This is a genomic window from Leucobacter chironomi DSM 19883 (assembly GCF_000421845.1).
Classification (GTDB): domain Bacteria; phylum Actinomycetota; class Actinomycetes; order Actinomycetales; family Microbacteriaceae; genus Leucobacter; species Leucobacter chironomi.
Genome location: NZ_ATXU01000018.1, coordinates 1 through 18,649 on the forward strand (window position 1 = coordinate 1; position 18,649 = coordinate 18,649).

Sequence of the window (18,649 nt, forward strand, 5' to 3'; positions counted from 1 at the left end):
CAACGAGCGCCTCAACCGGGAGATCCGCCGCCGCACCGACTCCGTCGGCATCTTCCCGAACCGCGACGCGATCATCCGCCTCGTCGGCGCCGTCCTGGCCGAGCAGACCGACGAATGGGCCGAAGGACGCCGCTACCTCGGCCTCGATATTCTCGCCAAAAGCAGACTCACCCTCGTCGCCGACAACAACCCCGAGGAGGTGACCGACAGCATCCTCGAACTCAGCGCCTAACCCCACACATCGAAGGACCCACCGCTACACCACTACCGGGGACTTGACCTCGAGACGGCGCCTTGGAAGGCGCCTCTCCCAGTACAGCCGCGATGGCGTTGCGCCTGGTCGGCTTCTCGTTCAATCTCACCCCGTACCGGCTCGGCGCGCCTAAGCACGGCAGGATCGGACTTTGACTGTTCGACCCATTGCTCCAGCGCGATCCGAGTCTACTCAGTGACGCTGAAGGGCAAGGACTTCGAGCTGCGCCTTGGTGTCCTCGCAGGTGCGGACGGTGGGTACTTTGTAGATGGCTCCATACCCGTTCGTTTCCTCGCTCATGACGAGTACCTCATTCATGTATGAGGCCCGCGATCCTCGGATGGGTCACGTCAGAAGCGGCAGAACAGGAACGAGTGCCCTGAGCATGAATCAAGCGCCGAGGAAGTCAATATTCCGTTCTGGACTGTTGTAAAAACTACGACGTTAGCGCACGCAGGTTCCCTCTGCAGTCGACACTGGACTCATTTCCAGCGTTCCTCCCTGAAACAAAACAATCCCTAAGCTCTCCAAGAGATTTAAGACGCACATCCAGTTGAATCTTGGAACCTGCGGCTCCATTATCTCCACCCTCCACGGCAAAACCAGCTGCATTCGGCCCATGCTGAAAGCGCAGGAGCCAGCCGCTGATTCTCACCAGCGGCATAGCTCTTCGACATCTCTACAAGGAACAGGCGATCTGCTGGTTCGGAGAGCCCATCAAGCATTCCTCTTAAGTCACTAGGCAGCGATGCCACACGCCACCGCGGCCAATGCCACACGAAGGAAACGGGAGGGAGACGACGGCTGCAGAGCGCTCACGCTCCTAGAGGCTCCAAACAGCCCGGCCAAGAGCCCGCGACCCGCGATACGCTCCCGCGCCACTTCCCTTCGACCTCATACATGCGGGAGCCTGTCCTGCTCCGCGTTGCTCCACAACGTGGAAGGGTCAGCCACTACCCGATCGTCACCGCTCGCACGCACGACCGCGACTATCGCTGGGGCACAGATCGCGCACGAATGTCAGTGGTCCCTTCTACATTGCATACGTGCCGATCGGCGCATCAACGAATGGAGTTTTCAATGCGAGTTCAGCCCTATCACTCGATCAATGAGTCTGATCCCGATGTGCACCACGTGCATGACAACTGCCCGAGTGGGCAGCAGATCCCCTCCTGGAACAAGAGGGCGGGTACGAACGGGTGGCCGCTCTGCGCTCACTGCCGCGACATGTGATCGTGGGCGCCGTGAAGGCTGCAGAGTCGCAGCCTTCACGGCGGTCTCCGCGCATCTATTCTTCGCGCCTGATCGTCCAAAAGGGTGAGCGAGGGTTCGTTCGACGGGCTCGGGGAACGAGCCCCACTACGCGCCTTTCTTGCGGCGCCGCGAGGAGCCGGGTCCGGAGCGGGATGCGGATCCACCCGACTTCGCAGAACCAGGCCCCGAACGAGACCCGGAACCCGATCCTGAAGCCGCCCCCGAGCGAGACCCCGATCCAGCCCCGCCCCGCCCCTTGCCCCGCTTCTTCGCGGCGCTCGACTTCTGCACGCTCTGCTTGAGCGCCTCCATGAGGTCGATCACCTCGGCATCGCCAGAACCGGCGTCGGAATCGCCAGACGCACCGAACGTCTCCTCCGTGTCGAGCGCCTCCCCCGCCCGCCGCTTCGCCTCGATCAGCGAACGCAACTCCTCCTGGTACTCGTCGCGGAACGCCGACGGGTCGAAGTCTCCCGAGAAGCTCTTCACGAGCGAGGCCGAGAGCTGCAGCTCCTTCGCCGAGATGCGCACCCGCTTGTCGAGCGCCGGAAAGGCCGCCGAGCGGATCTCGTCGGGCCACAGCAGCGTCTGCAGCAGCAGCATGTCGCCGCGCACGCGGAGCGCGGCGAGCCGCGTCTTCTGCCGCAGCGCGAACTCGACGATCGCGGTGCGGTCGGTCTGCTCCAGCGTGCGCCGCAGCAGCACGTACGCCTTCACGGTCTTGCCGGTCGGTTCCAGGTAGTAGCTGCGCGCGAACAGGATGGGGTCGAGCTGATCCGACGGCACGAACTCCACTACCGAGATCTCGCGATCCTGCTCCTGCGGGATCGACGCGAGATCTTCCTTGGTGAGCACGATCGTGTCGTCCTCGTCGGCGTATGCCTTGTCGATGTGCTCGTACTCGACGATCTCGCCGCAGATCTCGCAGCGCCGCTGGTATCGGATCCGCCCGCCGTCCTTGTCGTGCACCTGGTGCAGTTCGACGTCGTGGTCTTCGGTGGCGCTGTAGAGCTTCACGGGCACGTTGACGAGCCCGAAGGTGATCGCTCCGCTCCAGATCGCTCTCATGCGTACAGTACAGCCCGCAGCGGTGTCAAAGGTCTACTGCTTGCGCGACCCGGCGACGATCATGTAGGCATGGCCCGCAAGGAACAGACCGTCGAGGTGGGCGGGCGCCGCATCCGGGTCTCGAATCTGGACAAGGTGCTCTACCCCTCCACCGGCACCACCAAGGGAGATGTGATCGGCTACTACAGCGCGATCGCCCCGACGATGCTGCCGCACTGCCGCGACCGCCCGGCGACGCGCAAGCGCTGGCCCGACGGGGTGGGCGACGACGGCCGCGGCGACTTCTTCTTCCAGAAGGACATCGGCGACTCCGCGCCCGACTGGGTGCGCACGGGCCGCATCCAGCACAAGGATCACGTGAACCACTACCCGCTCGTCGACGACGAGGCGACGCTCGTGTGGCTCGCCCAGCTCGCCGCGCTCGAGATCCACGTGCCGCAGTGGCGCTTCGACGCCTCGGGCGAACCGCGGAATCCGGATCGCCTCGTGTTCGATCTCGACCCCGGCGAGGGCGTGACGCTGCGCGAGTGCGCGCGGGTCGCCTTCCTGGTGCGCGATATCCTGCGCGACATGGGGCTGCCGTCGATCCCGGTGACGAGCGGCAGCAAAGGCATCCACCTCTACGCCGCGCTCGACGGCTCGCAGACCTCCGACCAGGCGTCGGCGGTCGCCCGCGAGCTCGCCCGCTCGCTCGAGGCCGACCACCCCGACGACATCACGAGCTCGATGAAGCGGGCTTTGCGCCCCGGCCGCGTGTTCATCGACTGGAGTCAGAACAACGCGTCGAAGACCACGGTCGCGCCGTATTCGCTGCGGGGGCGGATCGCGCCCACTGTGGCCGCACCGCGTTCCTGGCGCGAGCTCGCCTCCCCGCAGCTGCGGCAGCTCGAGTTCCGGGAGGTGCTGCGGCGGGTTGCGAAGCGGGGCGACCCGCTCGCCGAGCTTGCGGAGTTATCCGACGCGCTCGCGGTGTCGGATCGCCTGAGCGTCTACCGGTCGAAGCGCGACGCGGCGCGCACCCCGGAGCCGGTACCGCCAGCGGGAGCCGCACGCGACGCAAGCTCAGGCACGGTCGACTCCGACTCGGAGGGCGAACGGCGAGACGGCCCCGTCTTCGTGATCCAGCGCCACGAGGCGCGCCGGCTGCACTTCGACTTCCGTCTGGAACACGACGGCGTGCTCGTCAGCTGGGCGCTGCCGAAGGGGGTGCCGACCGACCCCGCGGTCAATCACCTCGCGGTGCCCACCGAAGATCACCCGATGTCATACCGGCACTTCGAGGGGGTCATTCCGAAGGGCGAGTACGGGGCCGGCAGGGTCGAGATCTGGGATGCCGGCACCTACGAGCTCGAGAAGTGGCGCGACGACGAAGTGATCGTGCGGCTCACCGGCCGCCGCGGGGGCGGGCTCGGCGGCCCGCGGCGCTACGCGCTGTTCCGCGCGGGCGAGGCCGACGGGAAGCCGCGGTGGATGATCCACCTGATGAGCGACGACCTGATGAGCGACGACGCGACCGGGCCGCGGCCTGCGGCTCACCGCGGGCGGGCCGGTGACACCGGGGCGGGTCGTGCGAACCGTCGCTCGCGGCTTCGGGATCGCGAAGCGGATCCGGCTCCGCCCCCGGCCGACGGTTCCCGCCGCACCACCGGCGCGGCCTCCCCTGCGGCCACCGATCCCGAGCTGCGCCCGATGCTCTCCGAGCGGGGCTCCCCCGCCGAGTTCGAGCGGCTCGACGAGCACAAGTGGGCATTCGAGATGAAGTGGGACGGCATCCGCGCGCTCGCCTTCGTCGACGGCGAGCGCTGCGCCCTCCGCAGCCGCTCGGGCGGCGATCTCACCGCCGCGTACCCGGATTTCGCTGCGCTGCCCGCGGTGGTGAACGGCGAGCAGGCGGTGCTCGACGGCGAGATCATCGCGTTCGGGGCGGACGGGGCGCCGAGCTTCAGCCGACTGCAGCGCCGCTTCGGAATGACGGATCGCGACGACGTGGCGCGGGCGCGCCGCGAGGCGCCGGCCTCGTACCTCGTGTTCGACGTGCTGAGCATCAACGGTCGGGATTGTCGCGCGCTGCCGTACCGGCAGCGCCGCGAGCTGCTCGACGCGCTCATCGAGCCGGCGCCCGGAGTGCCCGTCGCACTGCCCGAGGTGTTCGCCGGGTCGGCGCGCGACGCCGCCGAGGCGAGCCGGGCGCTGCGCCTGGAGGGGGTGATGGCGAAGCGCTGGGCGAGCCCGTACCGTTCGGGCGCTCGCTCCTCGGACTGGCGCAAGTTCCCGCTGATCCTCACCGATGAGGCTGTCGTGATCGGCTGGCGCGACAGCCCCTCCGACACTCTGGGCTTCGCGTCGCTGCTGCTCGCGGACCGGCAGGACGGAGCCTGGCGCTATGCGGGCCGGGTGGGTACCGGGTTCTCCTCGGCCGAGCGACGCGCGATCCGCGCCCGCCTCGCCCCGCTGGCGTGCGCCGAGCCCGCCGCCGAGGTGCCCGCTGCGATCGGCCGCGACGCGCACTGGGTGCGGCCGGAGCTGGTGGGCGAGGTCGTGTCGAAGGGCCGCACAGCGGGTGGCAGCTTCCGGCAGCCGGTGTGGCGCGGCTGGCGCCCCGACAAGTGCCCGACCGATCTCTCGGCCCCGAGCGAGGCCGAGGCGTGAGGCCCCCAGATATGAGTCGCCGAGGCATGAGGCACCGAGGCATGAGGCTCATCCGACAGGCCGCCTGGTGGCTCGCCGACTACCTCTACGCGGGCTGGCGGCAGCTGGCCGCAATCTGCTCCCGAGCGGATCCGAGCGCCCTCACCACCGGAGGCGGTGCGCCGGTTCTCGTGATCCCGGGCGTCTACGAGCCGTGGCGTTTCATGCTGCCGCTGATCCGCGATCTGCATCGTCGAGGCCACCCGGTGCACGTGATAGAACCGCTGCGGGGCAACCGCGTGCCCGTCGCCGCGGGGGCGCGGCTCGTGGACGAGTACCTCGCGGCCCGCGACCTGCGCGGCGTCGTGATCGTGGCGCACAGCAAAGGCGGCCTGATCGGCAAGCACCTCATGTCGTTCGGGGCGTCAGCCCACCGGGTGAGCGCGATGGTCGCGATCTCGACGCCCTTCGGCGGATCCCGCTACGCGCGCTTCATGCTCGGCTCGACGCTGCGCGCGTTCTCGCCGCGCGACGCGACACTGGCGCTCCTCGCCCGCACGCTCGACGTGAACTCGCGCGTCGTCTCCGTGTTCCCGAGCTTCGATCCGCACATCCCCGAGGGCAGCGAGCTCGCCGGCGCCCGCAACGTGCGCGTCGAGACCGGCGGGCACTTCCGCATCCTCGCCCATCCGCGCACGATCGCCGAGGTGCGGCGGGTGGCCGCGCCCGGCACGCCCCGAGTGCCGGAGAAGCCGCCCCGCGCCTAGGCTGTCCTGCCCTCCTGCCGAGAAGCAGAGTTCAGGCCGCCGGCTCGATCGGGGTGAACACCGGCGCTTCGCCTCTCCGGAACACTCCGATGGTGCCAGCCGCGACTTCACGCCAGGTCTGGCTGCTCCAGTGCAGTTCGAGGGGCTCCGAGACGATCAGCTGCGCGTCCGGCGGCAGCCGATCCTCACCCCCGTCGACGGTTCGCAGCACCGTGGCGCCCGCCGAGTGGAACAGCGTCGGCGCCTCCGCACCCCGCACGTCGGGGCTCACCCACCGCAGCACCACCAGTTGCGTGCCGTCAGAGGCGCAGATCGTGGAGCGGAAGGGCGCTGCGACACCGCGGTCCCGCCTCGCCCGCTCCACCCGCTCCACCATGCGGGTGAACGCGCCCACCGGGTCTTCGGCGAGCCCGAAGCTGAGCGCGAGATAGAAGCAGACCTCGGAGTCGGAGTTGCCGAGGATCGACGGGTAGAGCCCCGGGTCGACGTCGAAGGTCAGCTCGCGCTTCAACGCGGGGAAGCCGTGGATCTCGCCGTTGTGCTGGAACATCCACCCGCCGTGCACGAAGGGGTGGCAGTTCTGCTCGGCGATCGTGCCGCCGGGGGCCGCGCGCACATGCGCCAGGAAGCAGTCCGACTCGATCTGCGCGGCGAGGTGCCGCAGGTTCTGGCTGTCCCAGGCCGGCTCGATCTGACGGTACTGGCCCAGGGTGCCGCCGCGCCCCCGCCAGGCCGCACCGAAACCATCACCGTTCGTAGGGAAAGCGCTGCGACGGAACTGCGCGGCGCGCGGGTCATGCGGCAGATACAGATCCCGCGCCAACAGGCTCTGGTCGATGAGCGAGTGGTTCGGCCGCACGAGCACGTCTTCGAGCGGGATCGGCGATCCGAGGTACGCGAGCCAGCGGCACATAGTCCACTCCTTCGGGTGCGGCTTGGATCCGAGGGTAGCGAGGCTTGCCGCTCTCGCTCTCAGGATCGCGGATCCCGCGGCCTCGCCCGCTCAGGACTCCGCAGGGTAGGTCACCTCGCGATCGGGGCCGAGCATGGCGCCGAGGCTCAGCTCGGCCGGCTGCACCTGGCCGGCCCCCATGATGTGTCGCACCCCGTTCCCCGCTGCGAGCAGGTGGTCGGCGATGATGCGGCGGTGGCAGCGCCACCACACCGCCTCCGAGCACATCACGGCGGTGGGCCGTGCCGCGGCCGCGCGGCGCAGCTCCCCCAGCGCTTCGGCGAACTCCTGGCCGAGTGCGTGATCGGCGTAGTTGTGGAAGCTGCGGTTCTGCCACCAGGCGTTCACCTCGAACGGCACCTCGCGGCTGACGGGCCGGCGCCCGGTCAGTCCCTCCAGCCGGGAGAACGCCACGCCCCGCTCCCCGAGTGCGGCTCCGAGCGCGTCGGCGTTGAACTGGGGGAAGCGCCGCGAGCCGGGCAGTCGCCGCACGTCGATGACCGACTCGACCGCGTATTCTTCGAGCAGCCCGGCGAACTCCTCGATCGTGCGGGTCGAGTGGCCGATGGTGAAGATCGTCTCCCGCTCCATGGTCCCCCTTCCTGCCACTCTACGACCGCCCCGGCGCGGCGCGGCCGCGCCCCAGCACCGCCACAGGCCCCGAAAGGCGAGTTTCGCACGAGTCACAGCGATCCGCCATGCGAAATCCTCCTCTCGGCGGCCCGCGGAACGGGCCGGGTAGCCGCGCAGAGCGAGCCAGCGAGCGACGCGGCTTATGCCAGGGGGCCGTCGAGCAGACCGAGCACCGCGGCGCGCGTGAGGGCGGCGTCGCGCGAGGACACCCCGAGCTTTCGATAGACGGTGCGCAGCTGCGACTTCACGGTGTTGCGCGACACGTAGAGGCGCGCGGCGATCTCGTCGATCGAGCCGGTCTCGACCAGCACTTCGAGCACGGCCTGCTCGCGCGGGCTGAGGCTCTGGTCGAGCCGCGGCGCGGCCTCCGCCGGCCCCATGTCGACCCCGACGAGCGCCGCCGTCTCTTCGTCGCCCCCGCCGTACCGCAGCGCCGTAGCGAGAGCCTCGCGGTCGCGCGGCAGCACAGCCCGGAGGGGGGCGCGCATCCCGGTCGTCCGCGCGAGCTCGACGATTCGCGGGATGATCGCCGCCGCATCGATCTCGTGATCGGCGCGCAGCGCCGCGCACGCGAGCACCAGCTCGGCCTCCAACCGGTTGCGGGGCGTGAGACCCTTGAAGCCGAGCACCCGGTAGGCCCGCAGTGCGGCCTCCGAGGGGCGATCGAGGGCGAGCTCGGCTCGTGCGAGGGCGATGCAGCAGCTCGAACTGTGCCGCGCCGACCGTGCGGCGGCGCTGCGCGCCGCTCCGGGCGATCCTCCCGCGAGGTGCAGCTCGGCCTCCGCGGCGTCGAGGAGGCCCCGTGCCATCGGCGTCAGCGGCGCCGAGCTCCGCTGCTCGCGCAGGCGCTGCAGCCGCGACAGCCCCGCTTCGACCTCGCCCGCGAGACGGTCGCGGAGCGCGCGGGCGAAGGCGTAGATCGGCCAGTGCTCGATCATCTCCGACAGCGGGCCCGCGGCGGCGAGGCAGTCCTCGGCGATGCCGGCATCGCCCTCCTCGATCGCCACGATCGCGCGCCCGAGGTGGAAGAAGTCGGCGGGGCTGGAGTCGCGCCACCCCGGCGGCCATTCGGCCGCGTCGGCCTCTGCGAGCAGCCGGCGCGCGAGCGGCAGCTCTCCGCTCAGCGCCGCGAGCCCGGCCCGCATCGAGAGCGGATCGACGCGGTCGAGGCGACCGGCCTCGACGTGGAGGGCGTCGGCGAGGTCGAAGCAGCGGCGCGCGAGCTCGATGTCCCTGAGATAGAGCGCCCCGATCCCGAGGTGCACCTGCAGCATCGGGCCCATCCGCCCGAGTGCGTCCTGATCCTCCTCGCTCAGCGCCCGGAGATCGTCCACCACCTGGCGGATGAGCGGCAGGGCCCGTGACGAGAAGGGGGTCAGCCGCAGCGCGGCCGCCTCGAAGCCGCGGTAGGCGACGCGCTCGCGGTGCAGGCCGCGGCTCGGCTGCAGCCGCTGGAACAGCGACTCCGTGGCGAGCAGCTGGATGGCCCGGGGCCGGGTGTCCGGTGCCATGTTGGAGAGCAGCACGAGCATGACGGTGAGCCCCGGGTAGCCGCGCAGCCGCGACGCCCGCACCGAGCGGAACACCGCGTAGGTCTCGTCGCGCGCTTCGAGCAGTTCGACCATGTTGGCGAAGGCCACCTCGGTGGCGAGTTCGAGGTCGTCCATTTCGAAGGCGATGCGGAGCGCCTGCAGCGGCTCGCAGCGGATCAGGGTGGATCGCACGGCTGCAGCGAGCAGGGTGCGCCGTTCGTCGGCGGGCACCTCCTCCGCGGCATCCTCCGCGAGCACCCCGCGCAGGAACGGGTGCATGCGCAGCCAGTCGCCGTCCCACTCGGCGATGCCTCCCCCGTCGAGGCGCGCGACCACCTCATCCGGGATCGCCCACGCCGTGAGGATGCCGCGATCGACCCGGTCGAGCAGCGCGAGGCGCAACGCCCACTCGTACGCCTCCGACGGCGCTCGGAGTTCGATCCGCAGCAGGCGCCGCATCCGACCTTGCGCGCCGGAAGCGCCGCGGAGGACGTCGTCGAGCCCGGCTCGCACCGCGATCATGAGGCCCTCGGCACCGCGCAGCAGCTCCGACCGGGCCTCGTCATCGTCGAGCAGGCCGGCATCGCGCAGCTCCTCCGGCACGACCCGCAGTTCATCCCTGCCGATCAGATCGACTGCGGCGTCCGAGGCCGCCGAGAGCTCGCGGGCGGTGCTCCCGCTCCTCGTCGCGACGGCGACCCTGAGCCGTGGGGCGCGATCGATGAGGGATCCGAGCCGCTCGAACTCGGCGGCGTCGATCCGTTCGCCGCGGTCGATCACGAGCACGCCCGCGCCGGCCGAGGCGAACGCCTCCAGTTCTGCGATCGGCAGGCGTCCCTCCTCGGGCTCGCACCAGAGCACCGGCGCGGCGCGGCTCGCGACCCACGCCGCGAGCAGCACCGTCTTGCCCGAGCCGAGCGGGCCCTGCACCACTGTGATGTCCGGCCACGACTCCAGCCGTTCGAGGAGCCTCGGGCGCGGAAACGCGGTCGCTGGCACGCGCGGCGCTCGCCGCGCGCCCTGCCCCTCGTCCGTGCGGGTGATTCCCACTGCTCCGTCGTCCATCCGTGGCGCCCCTGGGCTGCCGGCCTCCCCCCGTGACACGAGCGCCCAGCGGCGATCCTTCTCCTGCTCTCCACCCTAGCGATGCCCGGACGGCAGCACGATTCGGCGGGTGCCGGATGACAGCGCCCTGGATCGCACGGCGGGTGAGGCTTGCCTCGCCTTGCTTGCAGATCGCCGCGATTCGCGTCACAGTAGAGATCATCAGGTCGAAGCGACCCGAACGGATGAGTGAAGGGGCGAAAATCATCATGGTCCAAGCCAAGAACAAGTCAGTCGTCGTCTCGAAGGAAGATCTCGACCGGTCAGTGGGAGTCGAGCACTACCTCGCGCCCGTCGTGCGCGACCTGGTCGCGCTCGCCGTCAACGGCAAGCAGGCGCACTGGCATGTGCGCGGCGCGAACTTCATCGGCGTGCACGAGTTCCTGGACGAGGTCGTCGCGCACGCCCAGGACGGTGCCGACGAGGTCGCGGAGCGCATCGTCGCTCTGGGCCTGCCCGTCGACGCCCGCATCGGCACGGTCGCGAAGAAGGCCAGCCTCCCCGAGGCGACCGAGGGATTCCAGCAGTCCGACGCAACGATCCGCGAGGTCGTTGCCGAACTCGACGCGGTACTCACCACCGTCTACGCCGCTGTCTCGGGGCTCGATGAGATCGACCCGACCAGCCAGGACATCGTGATCGCGCTGGCGCAGCAGCTCGACAAGGATCGCTGGTTCCTGGCCTCGCACCTGATGGCCTGAACGACCCGGGGGTCGAAGCGCACCCGGTTGGAGCCTCGCGAGGCTCCGACCGGGTGCGCTGAGGCGCGTCTCGCGCGCTGCAATCGAGGAGGTGCGGGATACGCCCTACGCGCGCTGCTCACGGTACTCCGCTGCGGCGGCCCAGATCTCGGCGAGTTCGCTGCGGATACGATCCCACTGAGCGGTGACCTCGCGGCTGTCGCGAGCACCGGCCCAGAGGTGCACGTAGCGCCCGCTCAGCGGATCGGCGCGCACCCACTCGTCGAGCCACGCGTCGACGGCGTTCATCAGCAGCTCTCCGGTGAACGCGTCCCGCGAGCGCTGCACCAACCAGGTGACGCCGACACCCGGCGGCGCCTCGATCGGCTGGATGTGCTCCGCGGAGTCGACCTCGATGAACACCCGGCCGTAGCTCTTCTTCGGCAGCGCCGCGCACCAGTCGCGCAACGCGTCGAGGTCACCCGCGTCCCCCGCCGCGAGCACGCACTCGAGGTAGCTCGGGCAGATGAAGATGAAGTCCGACGAGTGGCTCTCGTCGGTATGGTCAGTGGCGCTCACCCCTCCAGTGTACGCGCATCCGCCCTTCATCTGACGATCACTGGGGATTCTGTCAGCGAGGCGGATCAGGCACCCCTTCTGGAGCGGCGGATCAGCAGCACCGAACCCCCGGCGAGCAGCGCGAAGGCACCTCCGAGCAGCACCGGCGTCGCCGCTTCGGCCCCGGTCTTCACCAGTGGGCCCTGCTGCCCAGCCGAGCCGGCCTTCGGATCGCTCGGGGCGGGTTCGGGCTTCGGTGCCGGCTTCGGCGCCGGCGCGACGGTGAAGGACGCGGCCACCGGGGTCGCAGCGAAGTAGGTCCCGTTCCCGGTTTGCGTGGCCTCGACCTCGCAGGTGCCGGCTGCGCTCGCGGTGAGCGCACCCCCGGAGACGGTGCAGGAACCGGAGCGCACCGCGTAGCTCAGGCCGAGCCCGCTCGTCGCCGATCCGCTCAGGGGGTACGCGGTGCCGGCAGTGAAGGATCCACCGCCGAAGGCGATGGTCTGCGCGACCTTGCTCGCCGTGAAGGTACTCGTCGCGGATCGGCTGCCCGTTCCGAAGGTGATGCTCACCGGGAAGGACCCGGCAAGCGCGGCGGTGCAGGAGTTGCCAGTGCAGCTGAGACCGGCGCCGGTCACGGACATGAGGCTCGTCAGGTCGATCGTTTCGCTGCTCGGACCGGTCGTCGATGCGCTGAACGCGGCCTGGGTGAGCGCGGTCGTCGCAACCGGGGTCACGGTGATGGTCCCGATGTCGATCAGATAGCTCACGGTTGCGCTCGGCGCGGCGCGGCCGCTGGGCGCAACGCTTCCGCCCGCCGGCACGAGGGAGGAGCCGCCGGCTCCGGAGCCGTTGAAGCTCTGGCCGTTGATCGCACCGACGCCGCCACCGCCGCCGTAGTAGCCGCCACCGCCACCGCCACCGCCGAGATAGTTACCCGCACCTTGGCGGTCACCACCATCGCCCCCGACGCCGAGCGAACCTGCGGTTCCCGGCGTTGCCGATCCACACGTGCCACCGGCACCACCGGACGCGCTCGTTCCCGGCTGAGCGGCATCGCACCCGGCCTGGGGAACGCTGCCAGCCTCGCCCGCGGCTCCGCCGGACGCGATGACCTCCGGCGGCGCAGCGACAGTCTTCACACTGCCACCGCCACCGCCGGCGACCGCGACACGTGCCAGGAGATTGTTTCCATACTGGCGCACGTCGGTGGCCCCTCCACCGCCGGCGACATGCCAGAGTCCAGTGCCGTTCCCGCCACCGTTGTAGCCGCTGTTCTCGGTCTGACTGCTATCCGTCTTCACTCGGCCGTTCCCGCCGACGACGACGGTCAGGGTCTCGCCCGCGACCAGCCCGGGGAGCGTCCCCGTGACCCGGGCTCCGCTGCCGATGAGAGTGGGGTCGGTGTTAACCCACTGCCCACCGCCGTTCCCGCCGACGAGTTCGAGGTCCACCGAGGTGACATTGGCGGGCACGGTGAAGGTCTGCGGCGCACCGGTGGAGACGTAGCTCACCGAGCACCGCAGCTGCTCACCGTTCGGCTCGGGCACGCACACGGGGGTCGGCTCCGGCGGTGCCGCTGCTGCAGGACTCGCCGCGACCGTCGCGCCTCCGAGCCCGAACACGGCGATCGCGCCGATCCCGACCATGGCGAAGACGCCTCTCTTCGACACACCCATCCTGTGCTCCTTCAGATTCCGTGCGCGCGAGTGCAGCACCCGCGCTGGGCCACCCCAAAGAACCGACACTAGAGGATCCCGCACGCGTCGCACATCGGCCGATCTGCGCGCCTGCTGCCGCCGGATCCGCGACAGCGCGCGGGAGTCAGGCGCGCACTCCTCGCGATCCACGCTCTCGCCCCCGCGCAAGCTGCACGGTTTCTGCGCGAAGTGGCACTGTGCGGTCGCCGGCGCGGATCTACCGTGCCGCAGCGCCGCTACGTCTCGATCAGGCGGCCCGCTTCGACGTGCCAGTGCCTGTCGAGGCGCACGTTCTCGAGCATGCGCCGGTCATGGGTGACGAGCAGCAGCGCGCCCTCATAGCTGTCGAGCGCCTGTTCGAGCTGCTCGATGGCCGCAAGGTCGAGGTGATTCGTGGGCTCGTCGAGCACGAGCACGTTCACTCCTCGCGCCTGCAGCAGCGCCATGCCCGCGCGGGTGCGCTCCCCCGGTGAGAGCTCGGCGCCGGGCCGCAGCACGTGGTCGGCCTTCAGCCCGAACTTCGCGAGCAGCGTGCGCACCTCGGCGCTCGGCATGTCCGGGTTCTGCCGCTCGAAGGCCTCGGCCAGCGGCAGCTCGTCCGCGAAGAGCGAGCGCGCCTGATCGATCTCGCCGATCGCGACCGAGGCACCGAGGGCGGCCGATCCCGAATCGGGTGCCCGCCTGCCCAGCAGCATGCGCAGCAGCGTCGACTTGCCCGCGCCGTTGGGGCCGGTGATGCCCACGCGATCCGCCGCGTTCAACTGCACCGAGACGGGCCCGAGCACGAAGTCGCCCTGCGTGACCCGGGCCTCGTTGAGCGTCGCCACCACCGCGCTGGAGCGCGGCGCCGAGCCGATCGTGAACTCGAGCTGCCACTCCTTGCGCGGCTCCTCGACCTCTTCGAGCCGACGGATGCGGCTCTCCATCTGGCGCACCTTCTGCGCCTGTTTCTCGCTCGATTCCATCGAGGCGCGGCGCTTGATCTTGTCGTTGTCGGGGGCCTTGCGCATCGCGTTGCGGGTGCCCTGGCTCGACCACTCGCGCTGGGTGCGCGCGCGTGCCACCAGGTCGGCCTTCTTCCTCGCGAACTCGTCGTAGTCGTCGCGCCGGTGCTGCCGCGCGATGGCGCGCTCCTCGAGGTACGACTCGTAGCCGCCGCCGAAGACGCGGTTGCTGTGCTGCGCCAGATCGATTTCGAGCACCTGTGTGACGCACCGGGCCAGAAACTCGCGATCGTGGCTCACGAGCACCACGCCACCGCGCAGACCGCCCACGAATCGCTCGAGCCGTTCGAGCCCGTCGAGGTCGAGATCGTTCGTCGGCTCGTCGAGCAGCACGATGTCGAAGCGCGAGAGCAGCAGCGCTGCAAGGCCCACGCGGGCTGCCTGCCCGCCGGAGAGCGAGGTCATGAGCGTGGATCCCGACACGGCGGTCGCGGCGCCTGCCGATTCCGCGGTGTCGAGCCCGAGCTCGGCGAGCACCGCTGGCAGCCGCTCTTCGAGGTCGGCGGCGCCGCTCGCGAGCCAGCGGTCGAGTGCGGCGGCGTACACGTCGTTCGGGTCGGCGCCGCCCGCAGGCGGGTTCGGGTCGCCGAGGGCGAGAGCCGCGGCATCCATCTCGGCGGTCGCGCGGGCGCAGCCGGTGCGACGCGCGATGTACTCGGCGACGGTCTCGCCCGCGATGCGCTCGTGCTCCTGCGGCAGCCACCCCACGAAGGCGTCGCCGGGTGCCAGGTGGATTTCGCCGGCCTGCGGCTGCAACTCTCCGGCGAGGATGCGCAACAGGGTCGACTTGCCGGCGCCGTTCACGCCCACCACGCCCACCACGTCGCCGGGCGCGACGGTGAGATCGAGCCCATCGAAGAGCGTGCGATGGGCGTGGCCGCCGGCGATGCCGTTCGCCACGAGCGTTGCTGTCATACCCCTCAGACTATGGGGCGGCGCGACCGCGCGGCGACACTGCGCGCTTCCGGCAGGCATGAAGCACAAAGCCCCGATCTTCGCAGAAGAACGGGGCTGTGATGGCTGGCACGCTCGACCTCTGTTCGCAATTCTCGCATGGGAGCTTTGCCCCTGATGCACTGCGAAAACTAGCGGTTATGCCGCAACGGCCGGACGGTTTGAACAAGCCAGTTTCGCCTCGACACCAGGAGCTGTCGGGTCTGATGCATGTTTAGGTGACATTCAACACGGCTAGTTTCGGCTGGCCTGGAAGGATGAACCTATGCCCTCTCGTTACCCCAAAGAGTTCCGCGACGACATCGTGCAAGTCGCCCTGAATCGCGGCCCGGAGGTGACGCTGGCGCAGATCGCGAAAGACTTCGGAATCCATGTCGGCACGCTCGATAAATGGCTCCGAGAGGAACGCGTCGAACAGGGCCAGAAGCCCGGTGTCACCCGTTCCGAGAATGCTGAGCTTCGGGAGCTTCGCAAACGGAACAAGCTCCTCGAGCAAGAAGTGGAAGTGCTTCGTCGTGCGGCGGCGTATCTTTCCCAGGCGCATCTACCGGGAAAAGGCTCTACCCGCTCGTGAAAGAGCTCACCAGTGACGGGATCCCCGTCCAGGTGTCGTGCCGGGTATTGAAGCTCGCCCGCCAACCTTACTACCGGTGGCTCCGTAACCCAGTGACTGAGCGTGACCTTACGCAGGCGTATCGAGCGAACGCGCTCCACGACGCCCATCTTGAAGACCCCGGGTTCGGGTACCGGTTTCTCGCCGACGAAGCGAAGACTCTCGGTGAAGTGATGTGTGACCGGACTGCATGGCGGCTCTGCCGAGACCAGCAGTGGTGGTCAGCGTTCGGGAAGAAGAAAGCACGAGGGAAGCGCAGAAAGCCCGGCCCACCCGTGCATGACGACCTGGTGCAGCGCGAGTTCGTGGCGGCTACTCCGAACGAACTATGGCTTTCGGACATCACTGAGCATTGGACGAGTGAAGGCAAGCTGTATCTGTGCGCAGTGAAGGACGTGTGGTCGAACCGAATCGTGGGTTACTCCATCGACGCGCACATGGCCTCCGCGCTTGCGGTGACCGCGTTGAACAACGCCGTGCTTCGCCGCGGAGACGTGCGTGGGTGTGTGCTGCACACGGATCGTGGATCGCAGTTCCGAAGCCGGAAGCTGCAGCGCGCGCTCACCGTTCACGGCATGGCCGGCTCGATGGGGCGTGCGGGTGCTGCGGGCGATAACGCGGCGATGGAGTCGTTTTTCAGCCTGCTCCAGAAGAACGTCCTGAACCGCAAGACCTGGGGCACCCGAGACGAGCTTCGTCTTGCCATCGTGACATGGATCGAGCGCACTTACCATCGACGCCGCAGACAAGCCCGATTGGGGCGTTTGACGCCGATCGAATACGAGACCATCATGAACAAACAGGTCGCACTCGCTGCCTGACCAAGCTGTCACCTAAACGTGCATCAGACCCGGCTGTGGATGGATGCTGCAGAGCTTGTGCCGAGCACAAATATGAATCGAAACTACGGCTTTGGGGTTCGCTGTCTCATGAATTCACCTTCCTAGTTACTGAGCATCTGCTCGGATCAGCTGGACACACCCGGCTTCTCAGTGCCGCGAGTCAAACCCCACCACTGCATGGGACTCCGGCTGTCAGCTCACTGCTCCACGCTCATACGCCAGGCGCAGCGGTCCCCGCTCAACCCGAAAACATGGCGCCTGCGAAAGCACCAGGACGACACCAGAAGAGGCTCGCTTTGCGTAGTTCTGGTTGATCTCGTCGCGAGTGATCTCACCATCGCGAAGCAGCTTGTTTGTTGCGAGCTTGAAGATCTCGATGTCGATTCGGCTCTTCTTCCCATTTGAGGTCAACCGTTCCAAGCCAGACCAGTCCACCCGCAGAATCTCGTTCGTGCGACCGTCCTCCGCCGTCAGGGTAGAGCCTGCGAGCGGGATGATGTATTGCTCCCAGATCCTCTCGAACGATACCTGTTTGCTGGAAGGGTTGCCCTCATCGACCGGGGCAGCTGCTGCTTTTGGCTTCTCAAATTCCAGCTTCTCCGAGACGGAGGACGTCGCCGAGAGGAGGAGAATCTCGATGTTGAGTTTGTCAGCGACTTCCTGAGCGTCTTGTCGCACAATTCCGTCTGTTGCGAGTACGGCACGGTCGCAATCGAAATAGTCCTTCACTCCGTGCAGTTCCATCATCATCTGCCGGTTCACCTGCCGAGAGGTGTGGCCGTAGAGCTTGGCCTGGATCGCGAGTCGCTCGGTCTCGTTCTCGGCGAGCACGTCAAGGCCGTAATCGTTGCTGTAGCTGGTCAGCTGGGTGCGATAGCCCTGCGCTTCGTAGTACTTAGCTACATGAGACTCGTATGCCGACGGTGTGAGCATGCGGTGGTCCTCCAGCGAGCCTCGGGAGCACTGATACTCCACAGCGATTACCATTCAGAATGGATGCTATCCCAGGCGAGGAGAACACATGGGGCACGGCCTGACACCACGGCAAGAGATCGTCGAGATCAAGCTACGGAACCTCGTCTCGGGCTCACCGAAGGCCGAGATTGATCAAGTACTAGCGGAGAAGCCGGCGCATCGCATTGTGTCGATGTCGCTGGCGTCTTCCGAGGAGTTCAACACTGCCGGGATCGTGCTGCTGGTCATCGAATACCTCGAAGAAAACTGACGCACCGATGAGTAGCGAGTTCACGAGAGAGACACTCAGCACCAGGGGCTTCCAAGGCTTCGTGCCGATACGAGAGCTAAGGTCCTCCCCGGAACTCATCCCTGCGGTGCGGTGCGTGTACGTCCTGCTTCGTGACGGGACCCACTCTGAAGCGCCCTGGGTTTAGTGGAGACTCAGCTCATTTGATTACCAGTTCTTGGACGCTGGTAACCCCAGCATAGAACGCTTCCTCGTACTCGAACGGTGGCACATCATCGAGGTAGCCGTGCAGCCGTTTCGTGTTGTGCCAGTGCACCCAGCCGAGGGTCGCGAGCTCGAGGTCATCAATCGGGCTCATCGCATTTGAGAGTGTAGTCGTGGTCTGAATCCGCCGGCCTCGAGCAGGGATCTCGCGATGTAGTGGGCCAGGTTTCGGAAGCCCAGTGCCGAGCCACGCAAGTGCTCGAGTCTGCCGTTGATTGCTTCGGTCGGTCCGTTCGAAGTTCTTGGGTGATCGAAGTACGCGAGGATGTCTGCCCGGCGCCGGTCGAGCGTGTACGCGAGCTTGCGGAGTTCGACGAACCAGGATGGCGTGGTGGCTTTCACCGTGTCGATCAATTCACGGAGCCGACGTCTGCCGTTTCCCGAGAACTTCTCCCGATACGAGTTCACGACCTGTTGGTAGACCCGCCACGCACGCCACACATCCGCATGCGCGGGGTCAGAGAACACTGCGTCGAGCTTCGCTTGTTGTTTCTCGGTGAGGAACGCTTCGCCGGTGCGCAGCACTTTCCGGATCGCGTAGAGGGGATCGCCCCGGCGTCCGCGGTGTCCGAGCGTTTCCTGCTGGACTCGCTGCCGCACCCGATCGAGCGCGTCACCGGCGAGCTGACCCACGTGGAA

The 18,649-nt window shown here is 68.2% G+C and carries 15 protein-coding genes and 1 pseudogene; 6 read left to right on the plus strand and 10 right to left on the minus strand.

Annotated features, from left to right (window positions below; genetic code table 11):
• The coding region (locus H629_RS0113400) for a transposase (protein ID WP_024357747.1) at nt 1-232 on the plus strand (232 nt) is incomplete at its 5' end.
• Between the two features lie 1,380 nt (nt 233-1,612).
• Here H629_RS0113400 and ku read toward each other — a convergent pair.
• Entirely contained in the window at nt 1,613-2,575 is a 963-nt protein-coding gene (ku, locus tag H629_RS0113410; RefSeq protein ID WP_024357748.1) for a non-homologous end joining protein Ku, read from the minus strand.
• Between the two features lie 69 nt (nt 2,576-2,644).
• Between ku and H629_RS0113415 the strand changes: the two genes are divergently transcribed.
• Together H629_RS0113415 and H629_RS0113420 are read left to right on the plus strand one after the other, a co-directional pair.
• Nucleotides 2,645-5,224, plus strand: coding sequence for an ATP-dependent DNA ligase (locus H629_RS0113415; RefSeq protein ID WP_024357749.1), 2,580 nt, complete (start codon nt 2,645-2,647; stop codon nt 5,222-5,224).
• A gap of 41 nt (nt 5,225-5,265) precedes the next feature.
• The gene (locus H629_RS0113420; protein WP_051137916.1) at nt 5,266-5,970 is read left to right on the plus strand and encodes an esterase/lipase family protein; all 705 of its coding nucleotides are present in this window, start codon (nt 5,266-5,268) and stop codon (nt 5,968-5,970) included.
• A gap of 31 nt (nt 5,971-6,001) precedes the next feature.
• On the opposite strand, the gene H629_RS0113425 is transcribed toward H629_RS0113420, so the two are convergent.
• From H629_RS0113425 to H629_RS0113435, 3 genes are all read right to left on the minus strand, one after another.
• On the minus strand, nt 6,002-6,883 hold the full coding sequence (locus H629_RS0113425) for a class II glutamine amidotransferase (protein WP_024357751.1): 882 nt from the start codon (nt 6,881-6,883) through the stop codon (nt 6,002-6,004).
• Nucleotides 6,884-6,973: 90 nt separating this feature from the next.
• Nucleotides 6,974-7,513 (minus strand): DUF488 domain-containing protein, encoded by a 540-nt coding sequence (locus H629_RS0113430; protein ID WP_024357752.1) that lies wholly within the window; start codon nt 7,511-7,513, stop codon nt 6,974-6,976.
• 182 nt (nt 7,514-7,695) lie between these two features.
• The gene (locus H629_RS0113435; protein WP_152485730.1) at nt 7,696-10,152 is read right to left on the minus strand and encodes a helix-turn-helix transcriptional regulator; all 2,457 of its coding nucleotides are present in this window, start codon (nt 10,150-10,152) and stop codon (nt 7,696-7,698) included.
• A 248-nt stretch (nt 10,153-10,400) separates the two neighbouring features.
• On the opposite strand from H629_RS0113435, the gene H629_RS0113440 reads away from it, so the two are divergent.
• The gene (locus tag H629_RS0113440; RefSeq protein ID WP_024357754.1) at nt 10,401-10,892 is read left to right on the plus strand and encodes a Dps family protein; all 492 of its coding nucleotides are present in this window, start codon (nt 10,401-10,403) and stop codon (nt 10,890-10,892) included.
• A gap of 105 nt (nt 10,893-10,997) precedes the next feature.
• Here H629_RS0113440 and H629_RS14665 read toward each other — a convergent pair whose 3' ends face one another.
• The 3 genes from H629_RS14665 to H629_RS0113455 form a co-directional block, all read right to left on the minus strand.
• On the minus strand, nt 10,998-11,450 hold the full coding sequence (locus H629_RS14665; protein ID WP_024357755.1) for an SIP domain-containing protein: 453 nt from the start codon (nt 11,448-11,450) through the stop codon (nt 10,998-11,000).
• A gap of 65 nt (nt 11,451-11,515) precedes the next feature.
• Complete coding sequence (locus H629_RS14670) at nt 11,516-13,102, minus strand: glycine-rich protein (RefSeq protein ID WP_161608033.1); 1,587 nt, start codon at nt 13,100-13,102, stop codon at nt 11,516-11,518.
• 263 nt (nt 13,103-13,365) lie between these two features.
• Nucleotides 13,366-15,048 (minus strand): ABC-F family ATP-binding cassette domain-containing protein, encoded by a 1,683-nt coding sequence (locus tag H629_RS0113455; protein ID WP_024357757.1) that lies wholly within the window; start codon nt 15,046-15,048, stop codon nt 13,366-13,368.
• A gap of 304 nt (nt 15,049-15,352) precedes the next feature.
• Here H629_RS0113455 and H629_RS0113465 point away from each other — a divergent pair.
• Nucleotides 15,353-16,521 (plus strand): IS3 family transposase gene (locus H629_RS0113465; protein ID WP_152485731.1). Its coding sequence is split into 2 segments (ribosomal slippage): nt 15,353-15,637 and nt 15,640-16,521, totalling 1,167 coding nucleotides; the frame shifts between segments, so codons are not numbered across the junction.
• A 213-nt stretch (nt 16,522-16,734) separates the two neighbouring features.
• Here H629_RS0113465 and H629_RS0113470 read toward each other — a convergent pair.
• Nucleotides 16,735-17,475 carry a restriction endonuclease gene (locus H629_RS0113470; protein WP_029747020.1) on the minus strand — a complete coding sequence of 247 codons (741 nt, stop codon included), beginning with the start codon at nt 17,473-17,475 and terminating at the stop codon, nt 16,735-16,737.
• An 88-nt stretch (nt 17,476-17,563) separates the two neighbouring features.
• Here H629_RS0113470 and H629_RS0113475 point away from each other — a divergent pair, with 88 nt between their 5' ends.
• Nucleotides 17,564-17,767 carry a hypothetical protein gene (locus tag H629_RS0113475; RefSeq protein WP_024357761.1) on the plus strand — a complete coding sequence of 68 codons (204 nt, stop codon included), beginning with the start codon at nt 17,564-17,566 and terminating at the stop codon, nt 17,765-17,767.
• A gap of 178 nt (nt 17,768-17,945) precedes the next feature.
• On the opposite strand, the pseudogene H629_RS15310 reads toward H629_RS0113475, so the two are convergent.
• A pseudogene (locus H629_RS15310) lies at nt 17,946-18,092 on the minus strand (IS3 family transposase); the annotation flags it as partial.
• An 8-nt stretch (nt 18,093-18,100) separates the two neighbouring features.
• Nucleotides 18,101-18,649: ISL3 family transposase (locus H629_RS0113485; protein WP_024357762.1), on the minus strand; the 549-nt coding region annotated here is incomplete at its 5' end.

Excerpts from the sequence above, each read along its gene's own strand:
- H629_RS0113470 (WP_029747020.1), bottom strand. The coding sequence starts at position 17,475 with ATGCTCACACCGTCGGCATACGAGTCTCATGTAGCTAAGTACTACGAA.
- H629_RS0113440 (WP_024357754.1), top strand. The coding sequence starts at position 10,401 with ATGGTCCAAGCCAAGAACAAGTCAGTCGTCGTCTCGAAGGAAGATCTC.
- ku (WP_024357748.1), bottom strand. The coding sequence starts at position 2,575 with ATGAGAGCGATCTGGAGCGGAGCGATCACCTTCGGGCTCGTCAACGTG.
- H629_RS0113425 (WP_024357751.1), bottom strand. The coding sequence starts at position 6,883 with ATGTGCCGCTGGCTCGCGTACCTCGGATCGCCGATCCCGCTCGAAGAC.
- H629_RS0113420 (WP_051137916.1), top strand. The coding sequence starts at position 5,266 with ATGAGGCTCATCCGACAGGCCGCCTGGTGGCTCGCCGACTACCTCTAC.
- H629_RS0113435 (WP_152485730.1), bottom strand. The coding sequence starts at position 10,152 with ATGGACGACGGAGCAGTGGGAATCACCCGCACGGACGAGGGGCAGGGC.
- H629_RS0113430 (WP_024357752.1), bottom strand. The coding sequence starts at position 7,513 with ATGGAGCGGGAGACGATCTTCACCATCGGCCACTCGACCCGCACGATC.
- H629_RS0113415 (WP_024357749.1), top strand. The coding sequence starts at position 2,645 with ATGGCCCGCAAGGAACAGACCGTCGAGGTGGGCGGGCGCCGCATCCGG.
- H629_RS0113475 (WP_024357761.1), top strand. The coding sequence starts at position 17,564 with ATGGGGCACGGCCTGACACCACGGCAAGAGATCGTCGAGATCAAGCTA.
- H629_RS0113455 (WP_024357757.1), bottom strand. The coding sequence starts at position 15,048 with ATGACAGCAACGCTCGTGGCGAACGGCATCGCCGGCGGCCACGCCCAT.